Here is a 20,187-nt window from a genome sequence, read left to right as displayed (position 1 = left end):
CCGTCGTCGTGACCTGCCTCAGCGCTTGGCGCGGGACGCGGCGCGGCCGCGCTCCTTCTGGTCCAGGACGACCTTGCGGATGCGGACGGTCTCCGGGGTCACCTCGACGCACTCGTCGTCGCGGCAGAACTCCAGGGACTGCTCCAGGGAGAGCTTGCGCGGCGGGACGATCGCCTCGAACGAGTCGGCCGACGAGGACCGCATGTTCGTGAGCTTCTTCTCCTTGGTGATGTTGACGTCCATGTCGTCGGCGCGCGAGTTCTCGCCGACGATCATGCCCTCGTACACCTCGGTGCCCGGCTCCACGAAGAGCACGCCCCGCTCCTGCAGGTTCGTCATCGCGAAGGCCGTCACGGCACCGGCACGGTCGGCGACCAGGGAGCCGTTGTTGCGGGTCACCAAGGGGCCGAACCACGGCTCGTGGCCCTCGTGGATGGAGTGGGCGATGCCCGTGCCGCGGGTGCCGGTCAGGAACTCGGTACGGAAGCCGATCAGACCGCGGGACGGCACGATGAACTCCATGCGGACCCAGCCGGAGCCGTGGTTGGACATGTTGTCCATCCGGCCCTTGCGGGTGCCCATGAGCTGCGTCACGGCGCCCATGTGCTCCTCGGGCACGTCGATGGTGATGCGCTCGACCGGCTCGTGGACCTTGCCGTCGACCTCGCGGGTGACCACCTGCGGCTTGCCGACGGTCAGCTCGAAGCCCTCCCGGCGCATCGTCTCGACCAGGATGGCCAGCGCCAGCTCACCGCGGCCCTGCACCTCCCAGGTGTCGGGGCGCTCGGTCGGCAGCACGCGGAGGCTGACGTTGCCGATCAGCTCGCGCTCCAGGCGGTCCTTGACCAGGCGGGCGGTGACCTTGCGGTCCTTGACCGCCGACTTGTCGGCGCCCTTGCCGCCGGGGCCACGGCCCACCAGCGGCGAGGTGTTCGCACCGATGGTCATGGAGATCGCCGGCTCGTCCACCGTGATCAGCGGCAGCGCGATCGGGTTCTCCGGGTCGGCCAGCGTCTCGCCGATGGTGATGTCGGCGATGCCGGCGACGGCGCAGATGTCGCCCGGGCCGGCCTTCTCCGCGGGCTTCCGGGTGAGCGCCTCGGTCATCATCAGCTCGGTGATGCGGACGTTCTGGACCGAACCGTCGCGCTTCATCCACGCGACGGTCTGGCCCTTCTTGAGCTCGCCCTGCTCGACGCGGAGCAGCGCGATGCGGCCGAGGAAGTTGTCGGCGTCGAGGTTGGTCACGTGCGCCTGCAGCGGCGCGCTCTCGTCGTACGACGGGGCCGGGACGTGCTCCAGCAGCGTGGAGAAGAAGGGCTCGAGGTTGTCGCTGTCGGCCGGGACGGTGCCGTCCTCCGGCTTGGTGAGCGAGGCCACGCCGTCACGCGCGCAGGCGTAGACGATCGGGAACTCGATCTGCTCCTCGGTGGCGTCCAGGTCCAGGAAGAGGTCGTAGGCCTCGTTGACGACCTCGTCGATCCGGGAGTCCGGGCGGTCGGTCTTGTTGATGCAGAGGATGACCGGCAGCTTCGCGGCCAGCGCCTTGCGCAGCACGAAGCGGGTCTGCGGCAGCGGGCCCTCGGAGGCGTCCACGAGCAGCACGACCGCGTCGACCATCGACAGACCGCGCTCGACCTCGCCACCGAAGTCGGCGTGGCCGGGGGTGTCGATGATGTTGATCGTGATCGGCTCGCCGCCGTCCTTGGGGTGGTACTTCACCGCGGTGTTCTTGGCGAGAATGGTGATGCCCTTCTCGCGCTCCAGGTCGTTGGAGTCCATCACGCGGTCGTCCACGTGCTGGTGGGCCGCGAAGGCTCCGGCCTGCTTGAGCATGGCGTCGACCAACGTCGTCTTCCCGTGGTCGACGTGGGCGACGATGGCGACATTACGAATGTCGTTGCGCGTGGGCATACTGCGGCGCTTCTCCCGGGTTGGTGGGTGTGGCGGCATACCCTCGTCGGCACACCTGCCGCCGGGCGAGTCGAGCCACGGCCTCACCCCATGGTACGGGGCGCGGGCGGCAGCGACCGCCCGGGCATGATCGGTTCCGTTCTCGCCCCGCTCACGCGGGGGGCGTGTGCGGAACCGGTTCCGCCCGGAGGTCGAGGCCGAGCGCCTGCGCCAGGCGCTCGAGCACGGGCGGCGTCGCTGCGGCGACCCGCTCCTCGGAGCGGGTCGCGGCGGCCTGGATAAGAGGTCGCGCGGATAGGCGGGGTGGAGAAAGGAGCGGGTCGAGGGCCGAGCCGGGCAAGGCGGAGAAGAGAGACGCAGCGGAGCTGCGGCGACCGACGACAACGCCGCCAGGCGAGAGCCATCGACCCGCGACGCCGGCCCGCCTGTCCGCGCGGCCTCCAAGGCCCTGCCGTTCGCCGTCTGCCGCCGCGCAGAGCGCGTGCGGCGTGCCCCGGCGAGCGTGATGTGCAGCCGTCGACAGAGCCGGACCCAGGGCGCCCGGGGTGACCTGGCGGGCCGAGGAACGGTGACGGGGTGGGGTGGGTGGTCTCGGGGTGGATCTCGACCTTCCCCCTCGCCGCCCGGGGCGTGGCCCTCCTCATCGGAACGCGCGACCACCCCCGAGCCACGGCGCCGGCGCCGTGGCTCGGGGGTGGCCCTCTGGAGGAGGGGCCGAGCGGTCGCTCACCCGGAGGGGGAGGTCACTTCTTGAAGCCGATGTCCTGGAAGCGCGGCGTCGCGAAGCCGAAGGCCCCCGCGTTGCGCACGTCCTTGCGCAACGCGATCAGCTCGGGGCGCTGGTAGAGGGGGATGGAGCCGGCGGCCGCCCAGAGGCGGGCGTCGGCGCGGTCGGTCAGGTCGCGGGCCTTGTCCGGGTCGAGTTCGCCGGCGGCCTGGTCGAAGAGCTGGTCGATGAGGTCCGTGCCGACCCGAGGATAGTTCTGCTCGACGACCAGGGAGCCGTCGGGCCCCGGCTCGGGCTTGGCGAAGATCGGACGGGTGTCGGTCGCCGGGAAGGGCGTGCCGGGCCAGCCGTAGAGGGCGAGGTCGAAGTCCCCGGCGGCGACGTGGTCGCGGAAGAAGCTGTCGTCGGCGACCCGCTTCATCTCGGTGCGCACGCCGATGCCGGAGAGCATGGTCGCGATGCGGTCGCCGACCGTGTTCAGCGTCGCCGAGGACTTGGGGAGGACGAAGCGCAGCGTCAGTGCCTTGCCGTCCTTGCGCAGCACCGTCCTGGCCGGTTCGACGACGCTGACCTCGACCTTGTGCGCGGGCGCCGCCTGGTTGGGCGCCGCGGCCCCGGCACGCTTGGCGGCGGCCTTCTCCGGCCCGGGGTCCGGGGCCGTGCGTCGCCAGCCCGCTGCGGCGAGCAGGGCGCGGGCGGCCTTCGTGTCGGCCGTGCCGAGGGCCGAGCTGTGGTCGGCGTAGCCGGCCTGGGTGAGCAGCAGCAGGTGGTTGCCGAGCGGCTCGTCGGGCAGGCCGAGCGGCCCCAGCACCGCCTTGGCGATGGCCTGGCGGTCCACCGCGCGGGCCACGGCGTGCCGCACCTCGTCCTCGGCCAGCGGCCCGGTGGAGCCGTTGAGCGCGAGCTGGGTGTAGGAGGCGGCGCGCGTGCGGTAGACGGCCACATGCCTGCCGGTCACGTCCCGGTCGACCTCGGCCACGTCCAGCGCGCCGGAGGCCAGGTCGGCGGCCCGCTGCTGCGGGGGCGTGGCGGTCAGCAGCAGCTCGGACAGCTTGGCTCGGTCGCCCCACCACTTGGCGTTGCGGACCAGCCTGACGGTCTTGCCGCTCGCGCTGCGTACCGCGAACGGCCCCCCGGACACCGGCAGCGTGCTGCGCGCCCCCTCGTTGAAGGACTTGGCGGTGCCGGTGACGTCCTTGGGGTAGAGCGGGGTGAACAGCGACTGCCAGTCCGCGTACCGCTTCGCGAAGGTGACCTTCACCTCGTGGGCGTCCTTGCCCTTCGTCACGGAGGAGATCCGGTCGTACCCGGCGTTGCGCGCGCTCCAGTAGGCGTCGTCGGTGCCGCGCAGCGCCTTCCACTGGGCGGTGAAGTCGGCGGCGCCGATCGGGCGGCCGTCGCTCCAGACCGCCTTGGGGTTGAGCCGGTAGGACACGACCTGCTGCGGCTCGGTGCGCACCACCTTCGCCGACCGCAGCAGATCGGTGTCCAGGTGGGGACGGCCCTTGCCGTCGAGCCGGAAGGCGGCCGGCAGCGCGGCCCCGGCGACCAGGGTGGTGGCCTCGTTCGCCCCGGCCTGGAACGCGTTCAGGGTGGCAGGGGCCGCGTCCACGGCCCAGCGCAGGGTGCCTCCGTCGCGTACCGCCTCCCGGGGCGCCGAGGCGAGGTCGGTCCCGGCGAGCGGGTCGTCCTTGCCGGCGGTGCACCCGGCGGAGGAGGCGACCACGGCGGCGAGTGCCACGGCGGTCGCGGAGCGGATCAAGGTGGCGCTGCGGGCCATGCGTGCGTACCTCCGCGAGGGGGGCCATGATCACGGGGCGGTCTATTTGCCGCTTATCGCACCTACTGAAAGCCATTCCGCGAGCCGCGGGCCCTCGACACGTCGCGCGGCCGCCGCCCTCCCACCCACCCGGCGCAACGCCTCCGCGGGCTCCCGCCCCGGACGCCGGGGCGCCGTCCTCGCACGGGCGCGCGGCCTTCGGGGGATTCACGCGCCACGGCGCGTCCGCGCCGGGCGCGCTTCACCCGCAGGTGGGAGAATCCGTGCAGATCCCTTCCCAAGCGCGACTGTGACGCGCGACACTCGCTTGGCGCCAGCGTCATGCACCCGCAACGTGGCGGAGGTGAGGACAGCCATGTCCCTGCAGGACGACCTTGCATCGGTACAGCGCCGCCTCGACGAACTGGGCCGGGCCGTGGCCAGGCTGGAGCAGCGCGTCGGCGACAGCCTGGACATGAGGCGGGTGCGCGCCGACACCAAGCACCTCAGCGACGACCTCGCGCTGCTGCGCGACAGCGTCGCCACCTCCCCTCTCGGGCAGCCGTCGCGCCCCGAGACGGTGACGATCCCCGATACGCCGTACGACCCCAGTCTCTGGTCCGGCGCGGAGGACGAAGGGCTGGGGGCGCCGGACCGCCGAGCGCCCTAGGGAGTAGTCCTTGGCCACCGACACACAACCCCCCGCTCCACCGACCCCACCCGCGCCGGCGGCGCGCCGCGGGGTGCGTTCCGCCGGACGCGCCGCCATCGCGGCACGGCACCTGCGCACCGACCGCTGGTGGCTGCAGCCCCTGCTGACCGCGCTGGGCCTCGGCGCCTTCGTCGTCTACTCGACCTGGCGGGCCTTCTCGAACGCGTACTACTTCGCCGAGCCGTACGTCTCGCCGTTCTACTCGCCCTGCCTGGGCTCTACGTGCGTGGACATGCCGCTCGGCGCCCGCTGGCCGCTCTTCGGCGACTGGTGGGGCCTGTCCCCCGCCCTGCTGGTGCTGGTCTTCCCGCTGGGATTCCGGCTGACCTGCTACTACTACCGCAAGGCGTACTACCGCGGCTTCTGGGCCTCGCCGCCCGCCTGCGCGGTGGCCGAGCCGCACGAGAAGTACACCGGTGAGACGCGGTTCCCGCTGGTCCTGCAGAACATCCACCGGTACTTCTTCTACTTCGCCATCCCGGTCGCGGCGATCCTGACCTACGACGTGGTGCTCGCCTTCCGGGACGAGCAGGGGGCCTGGGGCCACATGGGACTGGGCACGCTGGTGCTGGTGGTGAACATCGCCTTGATCTGGGCGTACACCGTCTCCTGCCACTCCTGCCGGCACGTCGTCGGCGGGCGGCTGCGGCACTTCTCCCGGCACCCGGTGCGGTACCGCATGTGGACCTGGGTGGGGAAGCTCAACGCCCACCACATGCTGCTGGCCTGGCTGTCGCTGGCGAGCGTCGCGCTCGCCGATCTCTATGTCTACCTGGTCGCCAGTGGGGCGTTCGACGATCCGAGGTTCTTCTGATGGCACAAGTCGAACGGCACGCGTACGACGTCGTCGTGGTCGGCGCGGGCGGGGCGGGGCTGCGCGCCGCCGTCGCGGCGCGCGAGCAGGACATGCGTACCGCCGTGATCTGCAAGTCGCTCTTCGGCAAGGCGCACACCGTGATGGCCGAGGGCGGCATCGCCGCGAGCATGGCCAACGTCAATCCGCACGACAACTGGCAGGTCCACTTCCGCGACACCATGCGCGGCGGGAAGTTCCTCAACCAGTGGCGGATGGCCGAGTTGCACGCCCGGGAGGCGCCGGAGCGGGTCTGGGAGCTGGAGACCTGGGGCGCGCTCTTCGACCGCACGAAGGACGGGAGGATCTCCCAGCGCAACTTCGGCGGCCATGAGTACCCGCGCCTGGCGCACGTCGGCGACCGCACGGGCCTGGAGCTGATCCGCACCCTCCAGCAGAAGATCGTCTCGCTGCAGCAGGAGGACCACCGCGAGTACGGGGACCACGAGGCCCGGCTGAAGGTCTTCCAGGAGTGCACGGTCACCCGGGTGCTCACGCAGGAGGACGCGGGCGGCGAGGCGGGATCGCCCTCCGGCCCGGGGTCCGGGGGGAAGGTCTGCGGCGTCTTCGGCTACGTCCGCGAGTCGGGGCGCTTCTTCGTCATCGAGGCGCCGGCCGTGGTGCTGGCGACCGGTGGCATCGGCAAGTCCTTCAAGGTGACGTCGAACTCCTGGGAGTACACCGGCGACGGGCACGCGCTGGCGCTGCTGGCCGGGGCGCCGCTGGTCAACATGGAGTTCGTGCAGTTCCACCCGACGGGCATGGTCTGGCCGCCGTCGGTGAAGGGCATCCTGGTCACCGAGTCGGTCCGCGGCGACGGCGGGGTGCTGCGCAACTCCGAGGGCAAGCGGTTCATGTTCGACTACGTCCCGGACGTCTTCAAGGAGAAGTACGCGCAGAGCGAGGACGAGGGCGACCGCTGGTACGAGGACCCGGACAACAACCGCCGGCCGCCGGAGCTGCTCCCCCGCGACGAGGTGGCCCGCGCGATCAACTCCGAGGTGAAGGCCGGCCGCGGCTCCCCCCACGGCGGGGTGTTCCTCGATGTGTCGAGCAGGCTGCCCGCCGAGGTCATCCGGCGCAAACTGCCGTCGATGCACCACCAGTTCAAGGAGCTGGCGGACGTCGACATCACCGCCGAGGCCATGGAGGTCGGCCCCACCTGCCACTACGTGATGGGCGGTGTCGACGTCGACCCGGACACGGCCGCGGCGACCGGGGTCCCCGGGCTATTCGCGGCGGGCGAGGTGGCCGGCGGCATGCACGGCTCCAACCGCCTGGGCGGCAACTCGCTCTCCGACCTGCTGGTCTTCGGGCGCCGGGCGGGACTGTACGCGGCCGAGTACGCCGCCGCGCTCGGCGGCACGCGCCCGGCCGTCGCGCAGTCCCAGGTCGACGCTGCCGCCGCGGAGGCGCTGCGGCCGTTCAGCGCGGAGGCCGGGGCCGTGCCGGACGGGGCTGCGGAGAACCCCTACACGCTCCATCAGGAGCTGCAGCAGACGATGAACGACCTGGTCGGCATCATCCGCCGGCAGAGCGAGATGGAGGAGGCGCTGACCCGGCTGGACGCGCTGCGGCTACGGGCCCGGCGGGCCGGGGTCGAGGGCCACCGGCAGTTCAACCCGGGCTGGCATCTGGCCCTCGACCTGCGCAACATGCTGCTGGTGAGCGAGTGCGTGGCCCGGGCGGCGCTGGAGCGCACGGAGTCGCGGGGCGGCCACACCCGGGAGGACTACCCGGAGATGGACCGCCGCTGGCGCAAGCTCAACCTGGTCTGCCGGCTCTCCGACCCGGCGGACGCGTTCGGCGAGGTGTCGGTCGCCCGGCGGGAGACGCAGCCGATCCGGCCCGACCTGCTCGCGCTGTTCGAGAAGGACGAGTTGCTGAAGTACCTGACGGACGAGGAGCTGGACCGGTGAGCACGTACACGGCGCACTTCAGGGTCTGGCGCGGCGACGCGGACGGCGGCGGGCTCCAGGACTACCGGGTCGAGGTCAACGACGGTGAGGTCGTCCTCGACATCATCCACCGGCTGCAGGCCACCCAGGCGGGCGACCTGGCCGTGAGGTGGAACTGCAAGGCCGGCAAGTGCGGTTCGTGCAGCGCCGAGGTCAACGGCAGGCCGCGGCTGATGTGCATGACCCGCATGTCGGTCTTCGACCGGGACGAGACCGTCACGGTCACGCCGATGCGGACCTTCCCCGTGGTGCGGGACCTGGTGACGGACGTGTCCTTCAACTACGAGAAGGCGCGGGAGGTGCCGTCCTTCGTGCCGCCCGAGGGCGTGGCGCCGGGCGAGTACCGGATGTTCCAGGAGGACGTGGAGCGCTCGCAGGAGTTCCGCAAGTGCATCGAGTGCTTCCTGTGCCAGGACACCTGCCACGTCGTCCGCGACCACGAGGAGAACAAGAAGGCCTTCGCCGGTCCGCGCTTCCTGATGCGTGTGGCGGAGCTGGACATGCATCCGCTGGACGCGGCGCAGGAGCAGGGCCTGGACCGCAAGCGGGCGGCCCAGGACGAGCACGGCCTCGGCTACTGCAACATCACCAAGTGCTGCACCGAGGTGTGCCCCGAGCACATCAAGATCACCGACAACGCGCTCATCCCGCTCAAGGAACGCGTGGTGGACCGCGCGTACGACCCGCTGGTCTGGCTCGGCAGCAGGATCCGGCGCAGGCGCTGACCCGGCGCACGCTCCCCCCGCGTGCTCCTCACCGGTGGAGGCGCTGCCCGGAGGGCTCGCCGCGTCAGAAGAGGCTGAGCAGCGCCTCCACCATGTCCTCGCCCGCGCCGCCCCCGCCTTCCGAGGGCAGGTCCAGTTCGAACCAGACGGTCTTGCCGCGGTGGGTGCGGCGGGACCCCCAGCGGGTGCTGAGCAGGGAGACGAGTTGGAGCCCGCGGCCGCCCTCGTCGGTGGCGCGGGCGCGGCGGCGGCGCGGCTGGACGAGGGCGTCGTCCCAGACCTCGCAGACCAGGGTGCGGTCGCGCAGCAGGCGCAGCCGGATGTCGCCCTGGCCGTGCCGCAGGGCATTGGTGACCAGTTCGCTCACGAGCAGTTCGGTGGTGTCGACCAGCGCCGCCAGATCCCAGGAGAGCAGGCAGTCGCGGGCCAGTTCGCGGGCGAGGGCCACCGAGCGGGGGTTGGGCTCCAGCGTCCAGTCCCCGACGGAGTCGGCGGGCAGGCCGTGGACGCGGGCCATGAGCAGGGCGATGTCGTCCTCGCCGTGGGCGGTGTCGAGCCGGGCGAGTATGTGGTCGCAGACGTCCTCCAGCGGCCGCTGGGGTTCGTCGAGTGCGGCCCGGAAGGCGCGCAGGCCATCGTCGAGCGAATGGTTGCGGGACTCGACGAGGCCGTCGGTGTAGAGGGCGAGCAGGGCGCCGTCCGGCAGGTCGACCTCGACCTCCTCGAAGGGCTCGCCGCCGACGCCCAGCGGCATCCCCGTCGGCACCTCCAGCATCATGGCCTGTTCGCCGGGCTCGACGAGGACCGGCGGCAGGTGGCCGGCGTTGGCGATGGTCACCCGCCGGGTGATGGCGTCGTAGACGGCGTACACACAGGTGGCGAGGTAGACCTCGGACAGGTCCGACCCGTCAGCCTCCTTGCCGCGCCGGCTGCCGCGCTCGTCGCCGCTGCCGCCGAGGCCGCGAGCGACCTCGTCGAGGGCGGAGAGCACGTCGGCCGGCTCGATGTCCAGCAGCGCCAGGGTGCGCACCGCGGTGCGCAGTTCGCCCATGGCGACGGCGGCACGCAGACCGCGGCCCATGACGTCGCCGACGACGAGCGCGGTGCGGTGGCCGGGGAGTTCGATGACGTCGAACCAGTCGCCGCCGACCTCGGTCTCCATGTTGCCCGGCAGGTAGCGGCAGGCGATGTCGAGTCCGGCCGCCTCGGGGTTGCCGGGCGGGAGCAGGCTGCGCTGCAGGATGAGGGCGCGTTCGTGCTCGCGCCGGTAGAGCCGGGCGTTGTCGATGAAGACCGCGGCGCGTGCGGCGAGTTCCTCGGCGAGCATCCGGTCGCGCTCGGAGAACGGCTCGCTGCCCTTGGCCCGGGCGAACTGGACCAGGCCCAGCACGGTGTCGCGCGCGACGACGGGCACGGCGAGGGTGGACTGCACCAGGCTGCCGCCGAGTTCCCCGACCTCCGCATCCGGGTCGCCTCCGTCGGCGCCTATCACCTGGGTCTGGGCGGTGCGTAGAGCGCTCGCCCAGGGCGAGTTGAAGGGGTAGCGGTGGACGGCGCCCACCGAGACGGGACCGTCCGCCTGTCCGCCGTCCAGCAGGGCGACGGGCGCGTCCGAGACAGCGCTGGCGAAGGCGACCCGGCGGACCTCGCCGCTGCCGTCGGCCGTCCCGACCGGGCCCTCCTCGCCGACCAGGAGCGCCTGGTAGAGGTCGACCGAGGCCAGGTCGCAGAAGTGGGGCACGGCGACGTCGAGCAGTTCGCGGGCGGTGGTCTCCAGATCCAGGGAGCTGCCGATACGCCGGCTGGCCTCGTTGAGCAGGGCGAGGTTGCGGCGGGTGTGGGCCGCCTCCCGCTCCGCGCGCTGGCGCCCGGTGACGTCCTGCGCGAGGCCGGCGACGCCGATGGGGCGTCCGCTGCCGCTGTGCAGCCGGTACAGGGAGATCGCCCAGCGCCTGCGGTTGTTGGTGCCGGAACCCGAGGGGACGGTGCCGACGATCGTCATGTCCAGGACGGGATCGCCGCTGTCCAGCACCTGCTTGAGCGCGGCGGTGAGCCGGTCGGCCTCGACGCGGGAGAGGAAGTCGTAGGCGGTGCGGCCCCGGTGGTCGCCGGTGCCGCGGCCGAAGACGGTGACGAACCGCTGGTTGACGCGGAGCAGCTTGAGGTTGGTGTCGAAGAGGACGAAGCCCATCGGCGACTGGCCGAACACAGCCTGCGAGGAGGCCAGATCGGTCTCGATCTGGCGCAGGACGCCGGCGTCCACGGCGATGCACTGCGCCCCGCGTGCTCCGCTCTCGGTCCGCGAGGGCATGACGTAGACCTCGGCCAGGCCCTCCTGTCCGGCCTTGTCGCGGTACGGGACGGTGCCGATCCACTCGCGGCCGTCGAGGATCTGCGCGATCCGCTCGTGCGCCCGGGTGCGCCGGTCCTCGGGGACGAAGGCGGTGATCGGGTCCTGGCCGAGCGCCTCGGACGCGGGGACGCCGAAGAACTCCTCGGCGCGCTCGCTCCACTGCTCGATCCGGCCGTCGGGGCCGAGGGAGAACGAGGCCACCCGGATGTAGTCGTAGAGGGAGCCGGGCGGGCTGGACTGCCAGGTGCTCGGTGTCATGGCCCCAGCGCTCCGGGGCCCGGAAACCCCCGACGGCTCATCGCTCACGCCCGACCCCTCCAGCTCACACATACGGACCGGCTGGTGCCGAGTATCCAGCATTACCCCCGCTCCGCACATGCACTTGTCGATCACAGCATCATCTCGAGGCGCACGGATTCTGCCGTCGCCCCACTTCAACTACCCTGCTCCGACCCGTCGAACCACACATGGCCGGTCAACCGGGCGCCTCCGCGGAGCCGGTGGGAGCGGCGGACGGCGTCCGCCCGGCCCGCGGCGTCCGGTGGACGACGCCGCGGCACACGCCCCCCGCGATCGGTGGCCGTCTGCGCCGGTGCGCCACCGATGGGGCACACATAAGGTCACGGGGTGAGCAGTGCAATCAACCCATGGGGACTGGAATCTCTCGCAGGCTTCCCGTTCCCGGTTTCCGTGAGTCCCGGGGGCGCCGCGCGCGGGCGCCAGGTCGCCGAGCGCGCCGCGCGGACGGTCGAATGGCTCGGCCGCCACGTCAGCATGCCCGAGACCCCGCCCCTGTTCGTGGTCGGTCCCGACGACTGGGACAAGGTGGCGAGCATCCCCCTGTACGGCATGCCCCACGTGAGCAGTGAACGTGTCGTCGTCGGTCAGCAGCCCGCGCCCTTCTGGGACGCCGTGACCGACGCGTTCACCCCTCTTGTGGGCCCCCAGGGCCTCGAGCGGCTGCACGCGGTGTACGGGGATCCGCTCGATCTGGGCGGCTTCGCCGACCTCCTGGTGTCACACGAGCTCAGTCACCTCGCCCACGGCGTCGACGACGGGCCCGAGGGACCCGTGACCTTCTGGCTGCGGGAACTCGCCGCAAACCTCGGGCTGCAGGGCTACGTCAGCGAGGTCGAGCCGGCGGAGGCGGCGCGGCTGGAGACCATCTTCGACATCACCTGGGCGGCGGCGCCGCACAGCCACTGGCCGGTGACCGACCTGGCGCGCATGGCGGATTCGCTGGAGGGCGACGGGTCGAACTACGTCTGGTTCGAGTTCGGTCTGCAGGTCCTCGCCAAGCGCCTGTGGCAGACCGCGGGCGCCGCGGCCTTCCGGAACGTCGTCAGCGCACTGCTCGGCCCCGCCGTGGACTTCGGACAGGTGGTGGACCTGCTGGAAAACCTCGACCCGGACGTGGCGCGTGCCGTCCGGGACTGGCCCCACTTCCCGCCCGGGATCCGACCGGCGTCACGGTGACGGCGGGGCGGGTCGCCCCGGGGGCAGGACCCGCGGGGGCCGACAGGCCGTCAGGCCGTCAGGCCGTCAGGCCGACGCGGAACCCTCCGCCGCCCGAGCCGCCGCCCAGGCCACCGCGGGACGGTCCTGGTCCAGCCAGTCGACCTCCTCGACCCGGTCCGCGGTGAGCCAGCGCAGCTCGTCATGATCCTGCAGCGGCCGCGGCTCCCCGGAGAGGATGCGGGCGGTCCACACCTGCAGCACATAGCCGCGCCCCAGCGGCCATTCGCCGGGGACCCGCTCCAGCGCCTCGGCCTCGACTCCCAGTTCCTCGTGGAGCTCACGGGTCAGCGCCTGCGGCGCCGTCTCCCCGGGCTCGAGCTTCCCGCCGGGCAGCTCCCAACGCCCCGCCAGCTCCGGCGGCGCGCTGCGCCGGGCCGCGAGCAGCCGGCCCCGGTCGATCACGGCCGCGCCGACCACCACCGTCACGTCGTGCGTCGTCATGGGCGGCACCCTATCCGGGGCGGATGGCTACGACACGCGCCGGTCGATCCGCTCGACGAGGTAGAGCTGCCGGTGGCCGCGGGCGTCGAGGGTGTCGGCGACGCGTTCGGCCTCCTGCCGGGTGGCGTAGCGGCCGACCCGGTAGCGGTTGCCGTTGTCGTCCTGGCGTATGACCACCCAGACCAGTTCGCTCATCGGATCTCCTCCAGGTGTGCCACGTTGGCCCGGTCGTCGTCCTCACCGCTCGGGGCGCCGGCGAACCAGGCGTCGAGGATCTCCCGGAGCAGGGGCTCACTGGTCAGACGCAGGCTCAGGGCGAGGGCGTTGGCGTCGTTCCACTTGCGGGCGCCGTCCGCGGAGTACGCGTCGACGCAGAGCGCGGCGCGGACGCCGGGCACCTTGTTGGCGGCGATGGAGGCCCCCGTGCCCGTCCAGCAGCACACGACGGCCTGGTCGGCGCGGCCCTCCGCGAGGTCCCGGGCGGCGTTCTCCGCACTCCAGGCCCAGTCCTTGCGGTCGCCGGCGCGCAGGGCGCCGTAGGCGGTCACGGTGTGGCCGCGGCGACGCAGTTCGTCGACGACCAGCCGCGCAACCGGCTCGTCCATGTCCGAGGAAACGGCGATGCGCATATGCCGGAGCCTACGCCGTAACGTGACGCGCCGGACACGTTCGGGAAGTATTCGACTCGATCGAGCCATGTTCGATTCCGAGTTGACCCATACGGGGCGCTTGTCCGCGCCCCTGGCGCAACGGTGTGCGCCGCGGCACCGCCCCGGCCGCCCGCGCGCCCTCCGTGCGCCGGCGGCATCCGGCCGACCGGCCGACCCCGGCGCGCGAGGGGCGCCGCCCGGACCCGGCGTGCGGCTCAGCCGGCCCGCCCCGAAGACGCCGCCGGGCCTCCGGGAGACGTCACTTCACGGGCATCCGGTACGAGACCCGGTAGCGGTCGGCCGGGATGACGATGTCCGCGGTCTCGACGGGCAGCCCTGACGCGTAGTACGTACGCCGGATCTCGATGACGACATGCCCGGGCACCCCGCCCAGCACCGCCGTCTCCTCCGCCAGCCCCGGCCGCGCGCCGACGTCCTCGGCCACGTTGTCGACGACGATGTCGAGGGCGGCCATGCGCTCCACCACTCCCTGGCCCGCCAGCGGGCCCTCCTCCGGCAGCAGCACGGGCGAGCGGCCGGTCACCGACAGCGGCTCCCAGGAGGTGGCGAGCATCATCGGCTCGCCCTCCGTCCGGTAGAGGTAGCGCGTGCGCATCACGCGGTCGCCGGGCTTGATGCCGAGGCGCTCGGCGACAGGCGCGGTCGCCGTGTCCTGGAAGCTGTTCGACTCCCAGGTGCCCTTGAAGCTCTCGTCCGCCTGCTCCTGCCGGAAGGGCGTCGCCTGGCCGCTGCCCGGCCGGTAGCCCGTACGTACGACCATCCGCGGGTCGGGGCGCTCGCGCACATACGTTCCGGAGCCGGACCGGCCTTCGACGAAGCCCTCGGCCATCAGCACCTTGCGGGCCTCGAGGGCGACGGTGTCCGAGACCCCGTACTCGGCGCGGATGCGGGCCTGCGAGGGCAGGCGGGTGTGCGGAGGGAGGCTGCCGTCCAGGATCTTCCTGCGGAGATCCTCGGCGACGCGCAGGTACGCGGGCTGCTCACCGAAAGGCACGTGCCCCTCCCTCTGGTTGACTGTGTGCAACAGCTTGACAACTCAGGGTTGCCACCCGCAAGCCTTCCGCAAGGCTTTACCCGTCGCGTCACCCGGGTAGCAGATCGAACGCCGCGAGCACCGCTCCGGCGTGCTGCTCCACCTGGTGCCGCACCGGTATCCAGCGGGCCCGGTGCGCCGTCTCGTACGCCTCGCACCAGTCCGCGACCAGCCGCTCCAGCACGTCCCGCGGCCCCGCGAGCCGGACGGGCGGGGCCTGTACTCCGCGCACCGCCCGGAGCAGCATCGCGGCGGCGCGCAGCGGCAGTCGCTGCGCGTAGATCTCGACGCTGCCGACCCGGGCCCTGGTCATCGCGGGCAGGGGCGGCGCGGCCGCCGTGCGCAGCGCCGGATCCCAGTCCGCGGCGAGCGCCGGGGCGACCGCGACGATCTCCCGCGCGGCGCGCAGCAGCGGCCCGTCGTCGCCCGGCAGATACGGCCGCACCTCCCCGATGAGCCCGCCGACCAGCAGGCTGGCGCGGCGCAGCCTCTCCCCCGCCGCACGCAGCGCGGCGTCCGCGCCCGGGTGGGGCGAGGTGTCGGCTGCGCGGTCGCAGGCCCACATCGGCACCTCGGCGATCGCCGTCGTCCCGCCGTACCGGTGGGCGTACGTCCAGGTGGAGTGCGAGGCGTCCTCGCGCGGCCCGCCGGGTGGCGGCAGGACGTACACCCCGGGGCCGGGGCTCGGCCAGTGGAAGGCGTCGGAGGCGCCGGCCTCCAGGGGGATGTCGAGCTCGGCGGCGGACTTGGCGATCCGCTCCGCGAGCCGCGGGATGTCCCGGGTGACCTGGACGAAGGTGCCGCCCACGTCGACGCCGTGCAGCGAGCACTGCAGCACCGGCCGCAGTTCGTCGATGACCCCGATCAGCGCGCGGGTCTCGGGCAGCGCCCCGTCCAGCGTCCCGTCGTCCGGCAGCCACTCGGGCTGCTCCGCGGCGCGCGGGCGGAAGAAGTGCCGGTAGTGGCCCAGCATCGTGAACCGGCCCTCGGGAACGGCCTCGTTGAGCCGGGCGCCGTCCGGGTCCGCGCAGAGCAGGAAGTGCCAGGCGGCGTCGGCGGCGTCGCGCAGCACCGGGTCCGCGGCGATCCGCCGGGCCAGCAGCAGCGCGGTGGCGCCGCCGACCATCTCGTTGGCGTGCGGGCCGGCCACCACCAGGACATTGCGCGAGCCGTGCCCGACCGAGAGCAGCAGCAGCGGCTCCCCCGCCCGGGACAGGCCCACCGTCCGCAGCCGGCAGACCTCGGGCCGCCGGAGCGCCAGGGCCCTGGCCGCCGCGGCGACCTCGTCCACGGTCGGGTAGCGCTCGCCGACGGCGGTGTCCCCAGGAGATGTCATGCGGCCCCCCGCGTCGCTCCCTACGGTCAGGTGGGAATTGTTCCAATCCGCGCGGAGCTTGGGCTAGGCCCCATATGGCCCTTTCGTCATACGCCCGTCGTCATACGGCCCCGTCGCCTAGGGGGACGTCGGCGGGTGCGGGGACCCGGCACGCGGCGGGGCGGCTGTCCGGCCCGGCATGACGGAGGGGTACGGCCGCCGGTGCGGCCGTACCCCTCCTGCGGTCGGCGCGTGTCAGTGCCGGGCGACGGCCTTGCGGCGACGCGTGGCGACGACCACGCCGCCACCTGCGGCCAGCAGCACGGCCGCGGCGGCCGCGAGCATGCCCACGTTGCTGCTACCGGTCTCGGCGAGGTCGCCCGAGCCGCCGCCCGGGGACTGCGAGGTCGCGGCCTCGACGGACTCGGACGGCGCGGTGGAGGCCGACGCGGACGCGGAGACCGGAGCCGACGCCGAAGCCGACGCCGAGGCCGGCGCCGAGGCGGTGGCCGAGGGGGTCTCGGTCGCGGCGGGGGTGGTCTCCTCGCCCGCGGGGGCGGTCGGGGTGGTCTCACCGCCGGCGGGGGTGGTCTCCTCGCCCGCGGGGGCGGTCGGGGTGGAGGAGGCGGGGGCCGACGGGACGACCTGCGTGGTGCAGTCCTTCGTGCCGCCGTTCCACCAGGCGATCTTCTTGTCGCCGATGACGGCGTGGTTCGGGCCCTCGGGCAGGGGGCCGTGCTCGTAGCCGTCGCCTGCGTCCAGGACGCCGTCGTACTTCTTGTTGCCGTAGTAGAGGTCGACCTGCGCGAAGCAGGTGGCGTCCGGCACGGCCACGTCGAGGGTGTCGGTGCCCTTGTCGATCTTCACGGTGTCCCAGTCGTGGAACACCTGCTTGCCGGAGGTCTGGAAGGTGGGACCGTGCGTGCGGTAGGTGGCGAGGGACACGGTGCAGGACGAGGAGCCGCGCGCGACCCGGACCTTGACGTGGACCTTGCCGTCCTCGCCGGGCTTGAGGTTGACGTCGTCGACCTTGACCGACGAGTACCACGTCGTGCCGTCGAGCGAGAACTCGCAGAGGTCGGTGGAGGTCTTGACGCCCCCGCCGTGGCCGGGCGTGTAGCCGTGGTGGCCACCGTGGTCCCAGCCCTTGCCGCCCGGGCAGTCGCCGGCCCAGGCGGAGGTGGCGCCCACGGCGGTCAGGGCGACGGCCGCGGCGCTCACGCCCAGCAGTCGTCCGACGGTGACACGTCGGGATATGGACATGCAGAACCCAATCTGGCGTTGCGTGGCCCGGCGTTCGCGGCTGACGGCGGCTCTCCCCGTACGTGAGCAGGCCGAGGCGTCACCGGGCGAGTGGTCGAAGTGCACACCGGGCTCGTCGGCCGCAGTGGCACCACGCATCGTCGTGGCTCTGTCAATGGGCTGTCAACCTGGGGCGGTGCAAAGGATGGTGAACACCACCCGCTCCTCGGCACCGCGGTCGCCGCCCCTGCTCCCGGCCGCGCGCGGGCGCCCGCTCCGCCCCCGACCCGCCGCCGTCGGGGAGTCCGGGCGGATCACGCCGAACGGTCCGCCGCCGCTACCGTCGTGGCCAGACCCAGCGCCGCGCGTGCCCTGACCGCCTCCTCGTGGCCGCTGTGCGCGGCCGCCGCCTCGAGGTGCTCGTAGTAGGCGTCCGCGTCCTTCGCGGCAGCGGCCACGGCCCACTGCGCACGGGCCTTCCCGGCCTCCGCCACGAGCGCGGCCACCGGTTTCCCGGCGCCTTCCGGCCAGTGGTGGGCCTCAAGTGCCCTGGCCTCCGCGGCGAGGGCCACCGTGACCTCGCCGGCCCACTGCCGGTAGCCCTCGAGGTCGTCCTCGACATACTCCGCCGCGGGCTCCCCGGACATGGCCTCGTTGATGACGTCGGCGGCCTCGAGGTAGGCGACCTGGTGCTCGTCGAGCGTGCTCGCGTCCTGCCGCAGCGAACCCTGAAGCGTGCCCTGCTCCTTGCCGAGGACGCAGATCGCCTCACGGCGTCCCAGCTTCCAGGCATCACGGCCCGGGGCGTAGAAGTACACCGTGACGCCCGCCGGCACCGCCCAGCCGTCCATGGCGTAGCCGTCGGCAAGCCGCTCGCAGCGCTCCTCCACCCGCGCCCTGAGCGCCGCCTCGCCCGGGTAGCCCCCGCGCACGGGCAGCCGGAACACCCCGGCCACCTCTCCGGTGTGCCGCTGGGCGCAGGGCACGGTGTCCACGTCGTCGTCCGCGCCGTCCAGGCCGCCGCCGGGGATGTCGAAGCAGTCGCCCCGGCGCAGTGAGAAGGCGCCGCCGTCCCGCGCGCCCTCCGCGACGATCTTCTTGAAGCCCTCGACGAAGCCGGGGCCGGCGCCGGCCGGCACGAGTGCGTACAGCATCGTGCCGACGGCCGACAGCACCAGCCCGCTCACGGCCATGCGCTTGCCGCGCGCGCCCGTTCGCTTGATCTGCACCAGCGCGATCGCTCCCAGCACCGTTCCGACCACCGGCAGCATGCACAGCAGCCCGGTCACCAGCGCGGCCACGGCGAACCCGTTCAGGGGCGCGCGCCGAGCCGCGGGCGGCGACTTTGGCTGGAGGGCGTACGGGGGAGACAGCGGGGGCTGCACGGAAGGCTCCTGGAGGGACAGGCGGACACGACGAACGGCCGCGCGAATATATCCCGCTCCCCGCCAGCCGCCGTCGGCGGCCGCTTCCGCGGTGTCCCGGGCGGACGCGGCCGCCGGCCGGGCCGCGCCGGTCCGTCCCGGCGGGACGGCGGGACGGCGGGACGGCGGGACGGCGGGACGGCGGGACGGCGCTTCCCGCGCCCGGCCGCCGTGACGCACCTCTCGTCCGCCGTGCCGACGCGTCGCGCGCGTTCAGGCATCCCGTTCGCGCCTCGGGAAATACCGAAACCGGAAATTCGGCACAGGACCGGCAGGCGCAATTGCGCAGTGGCCGGCGACCATCCCGGCAAGGGGTGCGGAACCTCATTCCCTCCGGCCCGGCCCGCATTTCCGGAACGCGGGTCCCCCACAGTGGACCGCGCCACGGCGCCGCGCCATACGGCGCCCCGCCACCCCGTGATTTCTCCCGGGCGGCGCCAGGGAGGTCGGCCCGCTGCGCCCCGGCTACGCTCAGGTATGCTGACCCGTCCGCCGCAGCGTCGAGCGCACTGTTGCCCGCGGCGGTTTCCGCGGCTCCTGCCCGCCGCCGTACGGCGCCCAATTCCCGCTGATGACGCGCCGTTCGTCGCGCGGAGTCATCGGATACCTTAAGCGCACCACGCATGTCGAACGGAGGTACAAGGGGTTGGTCAGGCCCTGACCCGGTCGGGGGCACACCCCTTACACAGGATGCTGCAACTCCACAAACTCGAGCGTTACAAGGACGACCAGGGAAACGAGATCGTCTTCGACGGCGAGCCCATCGAGACGAAGATCGACATCCGGTTCAAGGGGTCGAACAACAAACTCGTCATCGACCCGAAGGCGGACATCAAGGACCTGCTCGTCACGTTCTCGGGAGACAACGGCCTGATAGAGATCGGGGCCACCACGAAGAAGCGTGCGGGTCTCCGCTTCGAGCTGCGCTGCGGGCACGAGTCCCGGATCTGGATCGGCGAGAACGTCGGATGCGCCGGCCGCGCCTTCATATCCGCCGTCGAGGGCGTGTCGGTGACGATCGGCGCCGACGTCATGTTCGCCAAGAACATCGAGGTGCGCGGCGACGACACCCACCCGATCTTCGACGTGCGCACCGAGAAGCGCGTGAACCCGTCCCAGTCGATCGTCGTGGGCGAGCACGTCTGGATCGCCAAGCACGCGGTCGTCATGGGCGGCGTCACCATCGGCAACGGCTCGGTCATCGGCTTCCGCAGCATCGTCACCTCGAAGATCCCGAACAACTGCGTCGCGGTCGGCGCACCGGCGCGCGTGGTGCGGCGCGACATCGCCTGGGAGCGCCCCGAGGTCGTGCCGCGCAAGCCGAACGAGAAGTACCCGCGCAAGGGTGAGAAGTCCCCGCAGTACTGGAACCTCACCGATGACTCGGGGAGCCCGAAGAGCCCGGTGGTGCGGCCGCTGCCCGTCAAGGGTCCGCGGCAGCTGGCCCGGAAGATCGTGCGCCGCCTGCGGGGCTGACGACCACCGGACGGGTGCGGGCGCAGACGCACCCGCACCGCCCGTGGCCGTGAACGAAAGAGGGCG

The 20,187-nt window shown here is 72.6% G+C and carries 16 protein-coding genes; 6 read left to right on the top strand and 10 right to left on the bottom strand.

What is annotated here, in order from left to right:
* Positions 1-18: 18 nt before the first annotated feature.
* The gene (gene typA, locus AC3ET4_RS27625) at positions 19-1,914 is read right to left on the bottom strand and encodes a translational GTPase TypA (RefSeq protein WP_431954125.1); all 1,896 of its coding nucleotides are present in this window, start codon (positions 1,912-1,914) and stop codon (positions 19-21) included.
* Positions 1,915-2,657: 743 nt separating this feature from the next.
* Complete coding sequence (locus AC3ET4_RS27620; protein ID WP_431954123.1) at positions 2,658-4,421, bottom strand: ABC transporter family substrate-binding protein; 1,764 nt, start codon at positions 4,419-4,421, stop codon at positions 2,658-2,660.
* Between the two features lie 355 nt (positions 4,422-4,776).
* Between AC3ET4_RS27620 and AC3ET4_RS27615 the strand changes: the two genes are divergently transcribed.
* From AC3ET4_RS27615 to AC3ET4_RS27600, 4 genes are read left to right on the top strand one after another with little or no spacing between them, the layout of a single operon-like run.
* Entirely contained in the window at positions 4,777-5,070 is a 294-nt protein-coding gene (locus AC3ET4_RS27615) for a hypothetical protein (protein WP_431954121.1), read from the top strand.
* A 10-nt stretch (positions 5,071-5,080) separates the two neighbouring features.
* Entirely contained in the window at positions 5,081-5,926 is an 846-nt protein-coding gene (locus tag AC3ET4_RS27610) for a hypothetical protein (protein ID WP_431954119.1), read from the top strand.
* Complete coding sequence (locus tag AC3ET4_RS27605) at positions 5,926-7,884, top strand: fumarate reductase/succinate dehydrogenase flavoprotein subunit (RefSeq protein ID WP_431954117.1); 1,959 nt, start codon at positions 5,926-5,928, stop codon at positions 7,882-7,884. Before AC3ET4_RS27610 ends, AC3ET4_RS27605 begins: the two co-directional genes overlap by 1 nt.
* Positions 7,881-8,648, top strand: a complete 768-nt coding sequence (locus tag AC3ET4_RS27600) for a succinate dehydrogenase/fumarate reductase iron-sulfur subunit (RefSeq protein ID WP_431954115.1) — start codon at positions 7,881-7,883, stop codon at positions 8,646-8,648. The genes AC3ET4_RS27605 and AC3ET4_RS27600 overlap by 4 nt, the downstream gene beginning before the upstream one ends.
* A gap of 64 nt (positions 8,649-8,712) precedes the next feature.
* Here AC3ET4_RS27600 and AC3ET4_RS27595 read toward each other — a convergent pair whose 3' ends face one another.
* The gene (locus AC3ET4_RS27595) at positions 8,713-11,259 is read right to left on the bottom strand and encodes a SpoIIE family protein phosphatase (RefSeq protein ID WP_431954113.1); all 2,547 of its coding nucleotides are present in this window, start codon (positions 11,257-11,259) and stop codon (positions 8,713-8,715) included.
* Between the two features lie 369 nt (positions 11,260-11,628).
* Between AC3ET4_RS27595 and AC3ET4_RS27590 the strand changes: the two genes are divergently transcribed.
* Complete coding sequence (locus AC3ET4_RS27590; RefSeq protein WP_431954111.1) at positions 11,629-12,477, top strand: hypothetical protein; 849 nt, start codon at positions 11,629-11,631, stop codon at positions 12,475-12,477.
* A gap of 66 nt (positions 12,478-12,543) precedes the next feature.
* Here the strand turns inward: AC3ET4_RS27590 and AC3ET4_RS27585 are convergent, their stop codons facing one another.
* The 7 genes from AC3ET4_RS27585 to AC3ET4_RS27555 form a co-directional block, all read right to left on the bottom strand.
* Positions 12,544-12,960, bottom strand: a complete 417-nt coding sequence (locus AC3ET4_RS27585) for a (deoxy)nucleoside triphosphate pyrophosphohydrolase (protein ID WP_431954109.1) — start codon at positions 12,958-12,960, stop codon at positions 12,544-12,546.
* 27 nt (positions 12,961-12,987) lie between these two features.
* Positions 12,988-13,155 carry an SPOR domain-containing protein gene (locus AC3ET4_RS27580; protein ID WP_431954107.1) on the bottom strand — a complete coding sequence of 56 codons (168 nt, stop codon included), beginning with the start codon at positions 13,153-13,155 and terminating at the stop codon, positions 12,988-12,990.
* Complete coding sequence (locus AC3ET4_RS27575; protein WP_431954105.1) at positions 13,152-13,589, bottom strand: RpiB/LacA/LacB family sugar-phosphate isomerase; 438 nt, start codon at positions 13,587-13,589, stop codon at positions 13,152-13,154. The genes AC3ET4_RS27580 and AC3ET4_RS27575 overlap by 4 nt, the downstream gene beginning before the upstream one ends.
* A gap of 280 nt (positions 13,590-13,869) precedes the next feature.
* Entirely contained in the window at positions 13,870-14,625 is a 756-nt protein-coding gene (locus AC3ET4_RS27570) for a GntR family transcriptional regulator (protein ID WP_431954103.1), read from the bottom strand.
* Positions 14,626-14,713: 88 nt separating this feature from the next.
* Positions 14,714-16,000 carry a M14 family zinc carboxypeptidase gene (locus tag AC3ET4_RS27565; protein WP_431954101.1) on the bottom strand — a complete coding sequence of 429 codons (1,287 nt, stop codon included), beginning with the start codon at positions 15,998-16,000 and terminating at the stop codon, positions 14,714-14,716.
* A 234-nt stretch (positions 16,001-16,234) separates the two neighbouring features.
* Positions 16,235-17,242, bottom strand: coding sequence for an LAETG motif-containing sortase-dependent surface protein (locus AC3ET4_RS27560; RefSeq protein WP_431954099.1), 1,008 nt, complete (start codon positions 17,240-17,242; stop codon positions 16,235-16,237).
* 293 nt (positions 17,243-17,535) lie between these two features.
* Positions 17,536-18,606 carry a DUF4190 domain-containing protein gene (locus tag AC3ET4_RS27555; RefSeq protein ID WP_431954097.1) on the bottom strand — a complete coding sequence of 357 codons (1,071 nt, stop codon included), beginning with the start codon at positions 18,604-18,606 and terminating at the stop codon, positions 17,536-17,538.
* Between the two features lie 729 nt (positions 18,607-19,335).
* Here AC3ET4_RS27555 and AC3ET4_RS27550 point away from each other — a divergent pair.
* Positions 19,336-20,121 carry an acyltransferase gene (locus AC3ET4_RS27550; RefSeq protein WP_431954095.1) on the top strand — a complete coding sequence of 262 codons (786 nt, stop codon included), beginning with the start codon at positions 19,336-19,338 and terminating at the stop codon, positions 20,119-20,121.
* Positions 20,122-20,187 lie beyond the last annotated feature (66 nt).

Source organism: Actinacidiphila sp. bgisy167, from assembly GCF_057707665.1.
The sequence above is the reverse complement of the archived record's forward strand: the minus strand, read 5'-3'. Positions and strand labels throughout refer to the sequence as shown.

Coding starts and splice junctions, on each gene's coding strand:
- AC3ET4_RS27605 (WP_431954117.1), top strand. CDS start 5,926: ATGGCACAAGTCGAACGGCACGCGTACGACGTCGTCGTGGTCGGCGCG.
- AC3ET4_RS27575 (WP_431954105.1), bottom strand. CDS start 13,589: ATGCGCATCGCCGTTTCCTCGGACATGGACGAGCCGGTTGCGCGGCTG.
- AC3ET4_RS27550 (WP_431954095.1), top strand. CDS start 19,336: ATGCTGCAACTCCACAAACTCGAGCGTTACAAGGACGACCAGGGAAAC.
- AC3ET4_RS27595 (WP_431954113.1), bottom strand. CDS start 11,259: ATGACACCGAGCACCTGGCAGTCCAGCCCGCCCGGCTCCCTCTACGAC.
- AC3ET4_RS27560 (WP_431954099.1), bottom strand. CDS start 17,242: ATGTCCATATCCCGACGTGTCACCGTCGGACGACTGCTGGGCGTGAGC.
- AC3ET4_RS27620 (WP_431954123.1), bottom strand. CDS start 4,421: ATGGCCCGCAGCGCCACCTTGATCCGCTCCGCGACCGCCGTGGCACTC.
- AC3ET4_RS27585 (WP_431954109.1), bottom strand. CDS start 12,960: ATGACGACGCACGACGTGACGGTGGTGGTCGGCGCGGCCGTGATCGAC.
- AC3ET4_RS27615 (WP_431954121.1), top strand. CDS start 4,777: ATGTCCCTGCAGGACGACCTTGCATCGGTACAGCGCCGCCTCGACGAA.
- AC3ET4_RS27580 (WP_431954107.1), bottom strand. CDS start 13,155: ATGAGCGAACTGGTCTGGGTGGTCATACGCCAGGACGACAACGGCAAC.
- typA (WP_431954125.1), bottom strand. CDS start 1,914: ATGCCCACGCGCAACGACATTCGTAATGTCGCCATCGTCGCCCACGTC.
- AC3ET4_RS27565 (WP_431954101.1), bottom strand. CDS start 16,000: ATGACATCTCCTGGGGACACCGCCGTCGGCGAGCGCTACCCGACCGTG.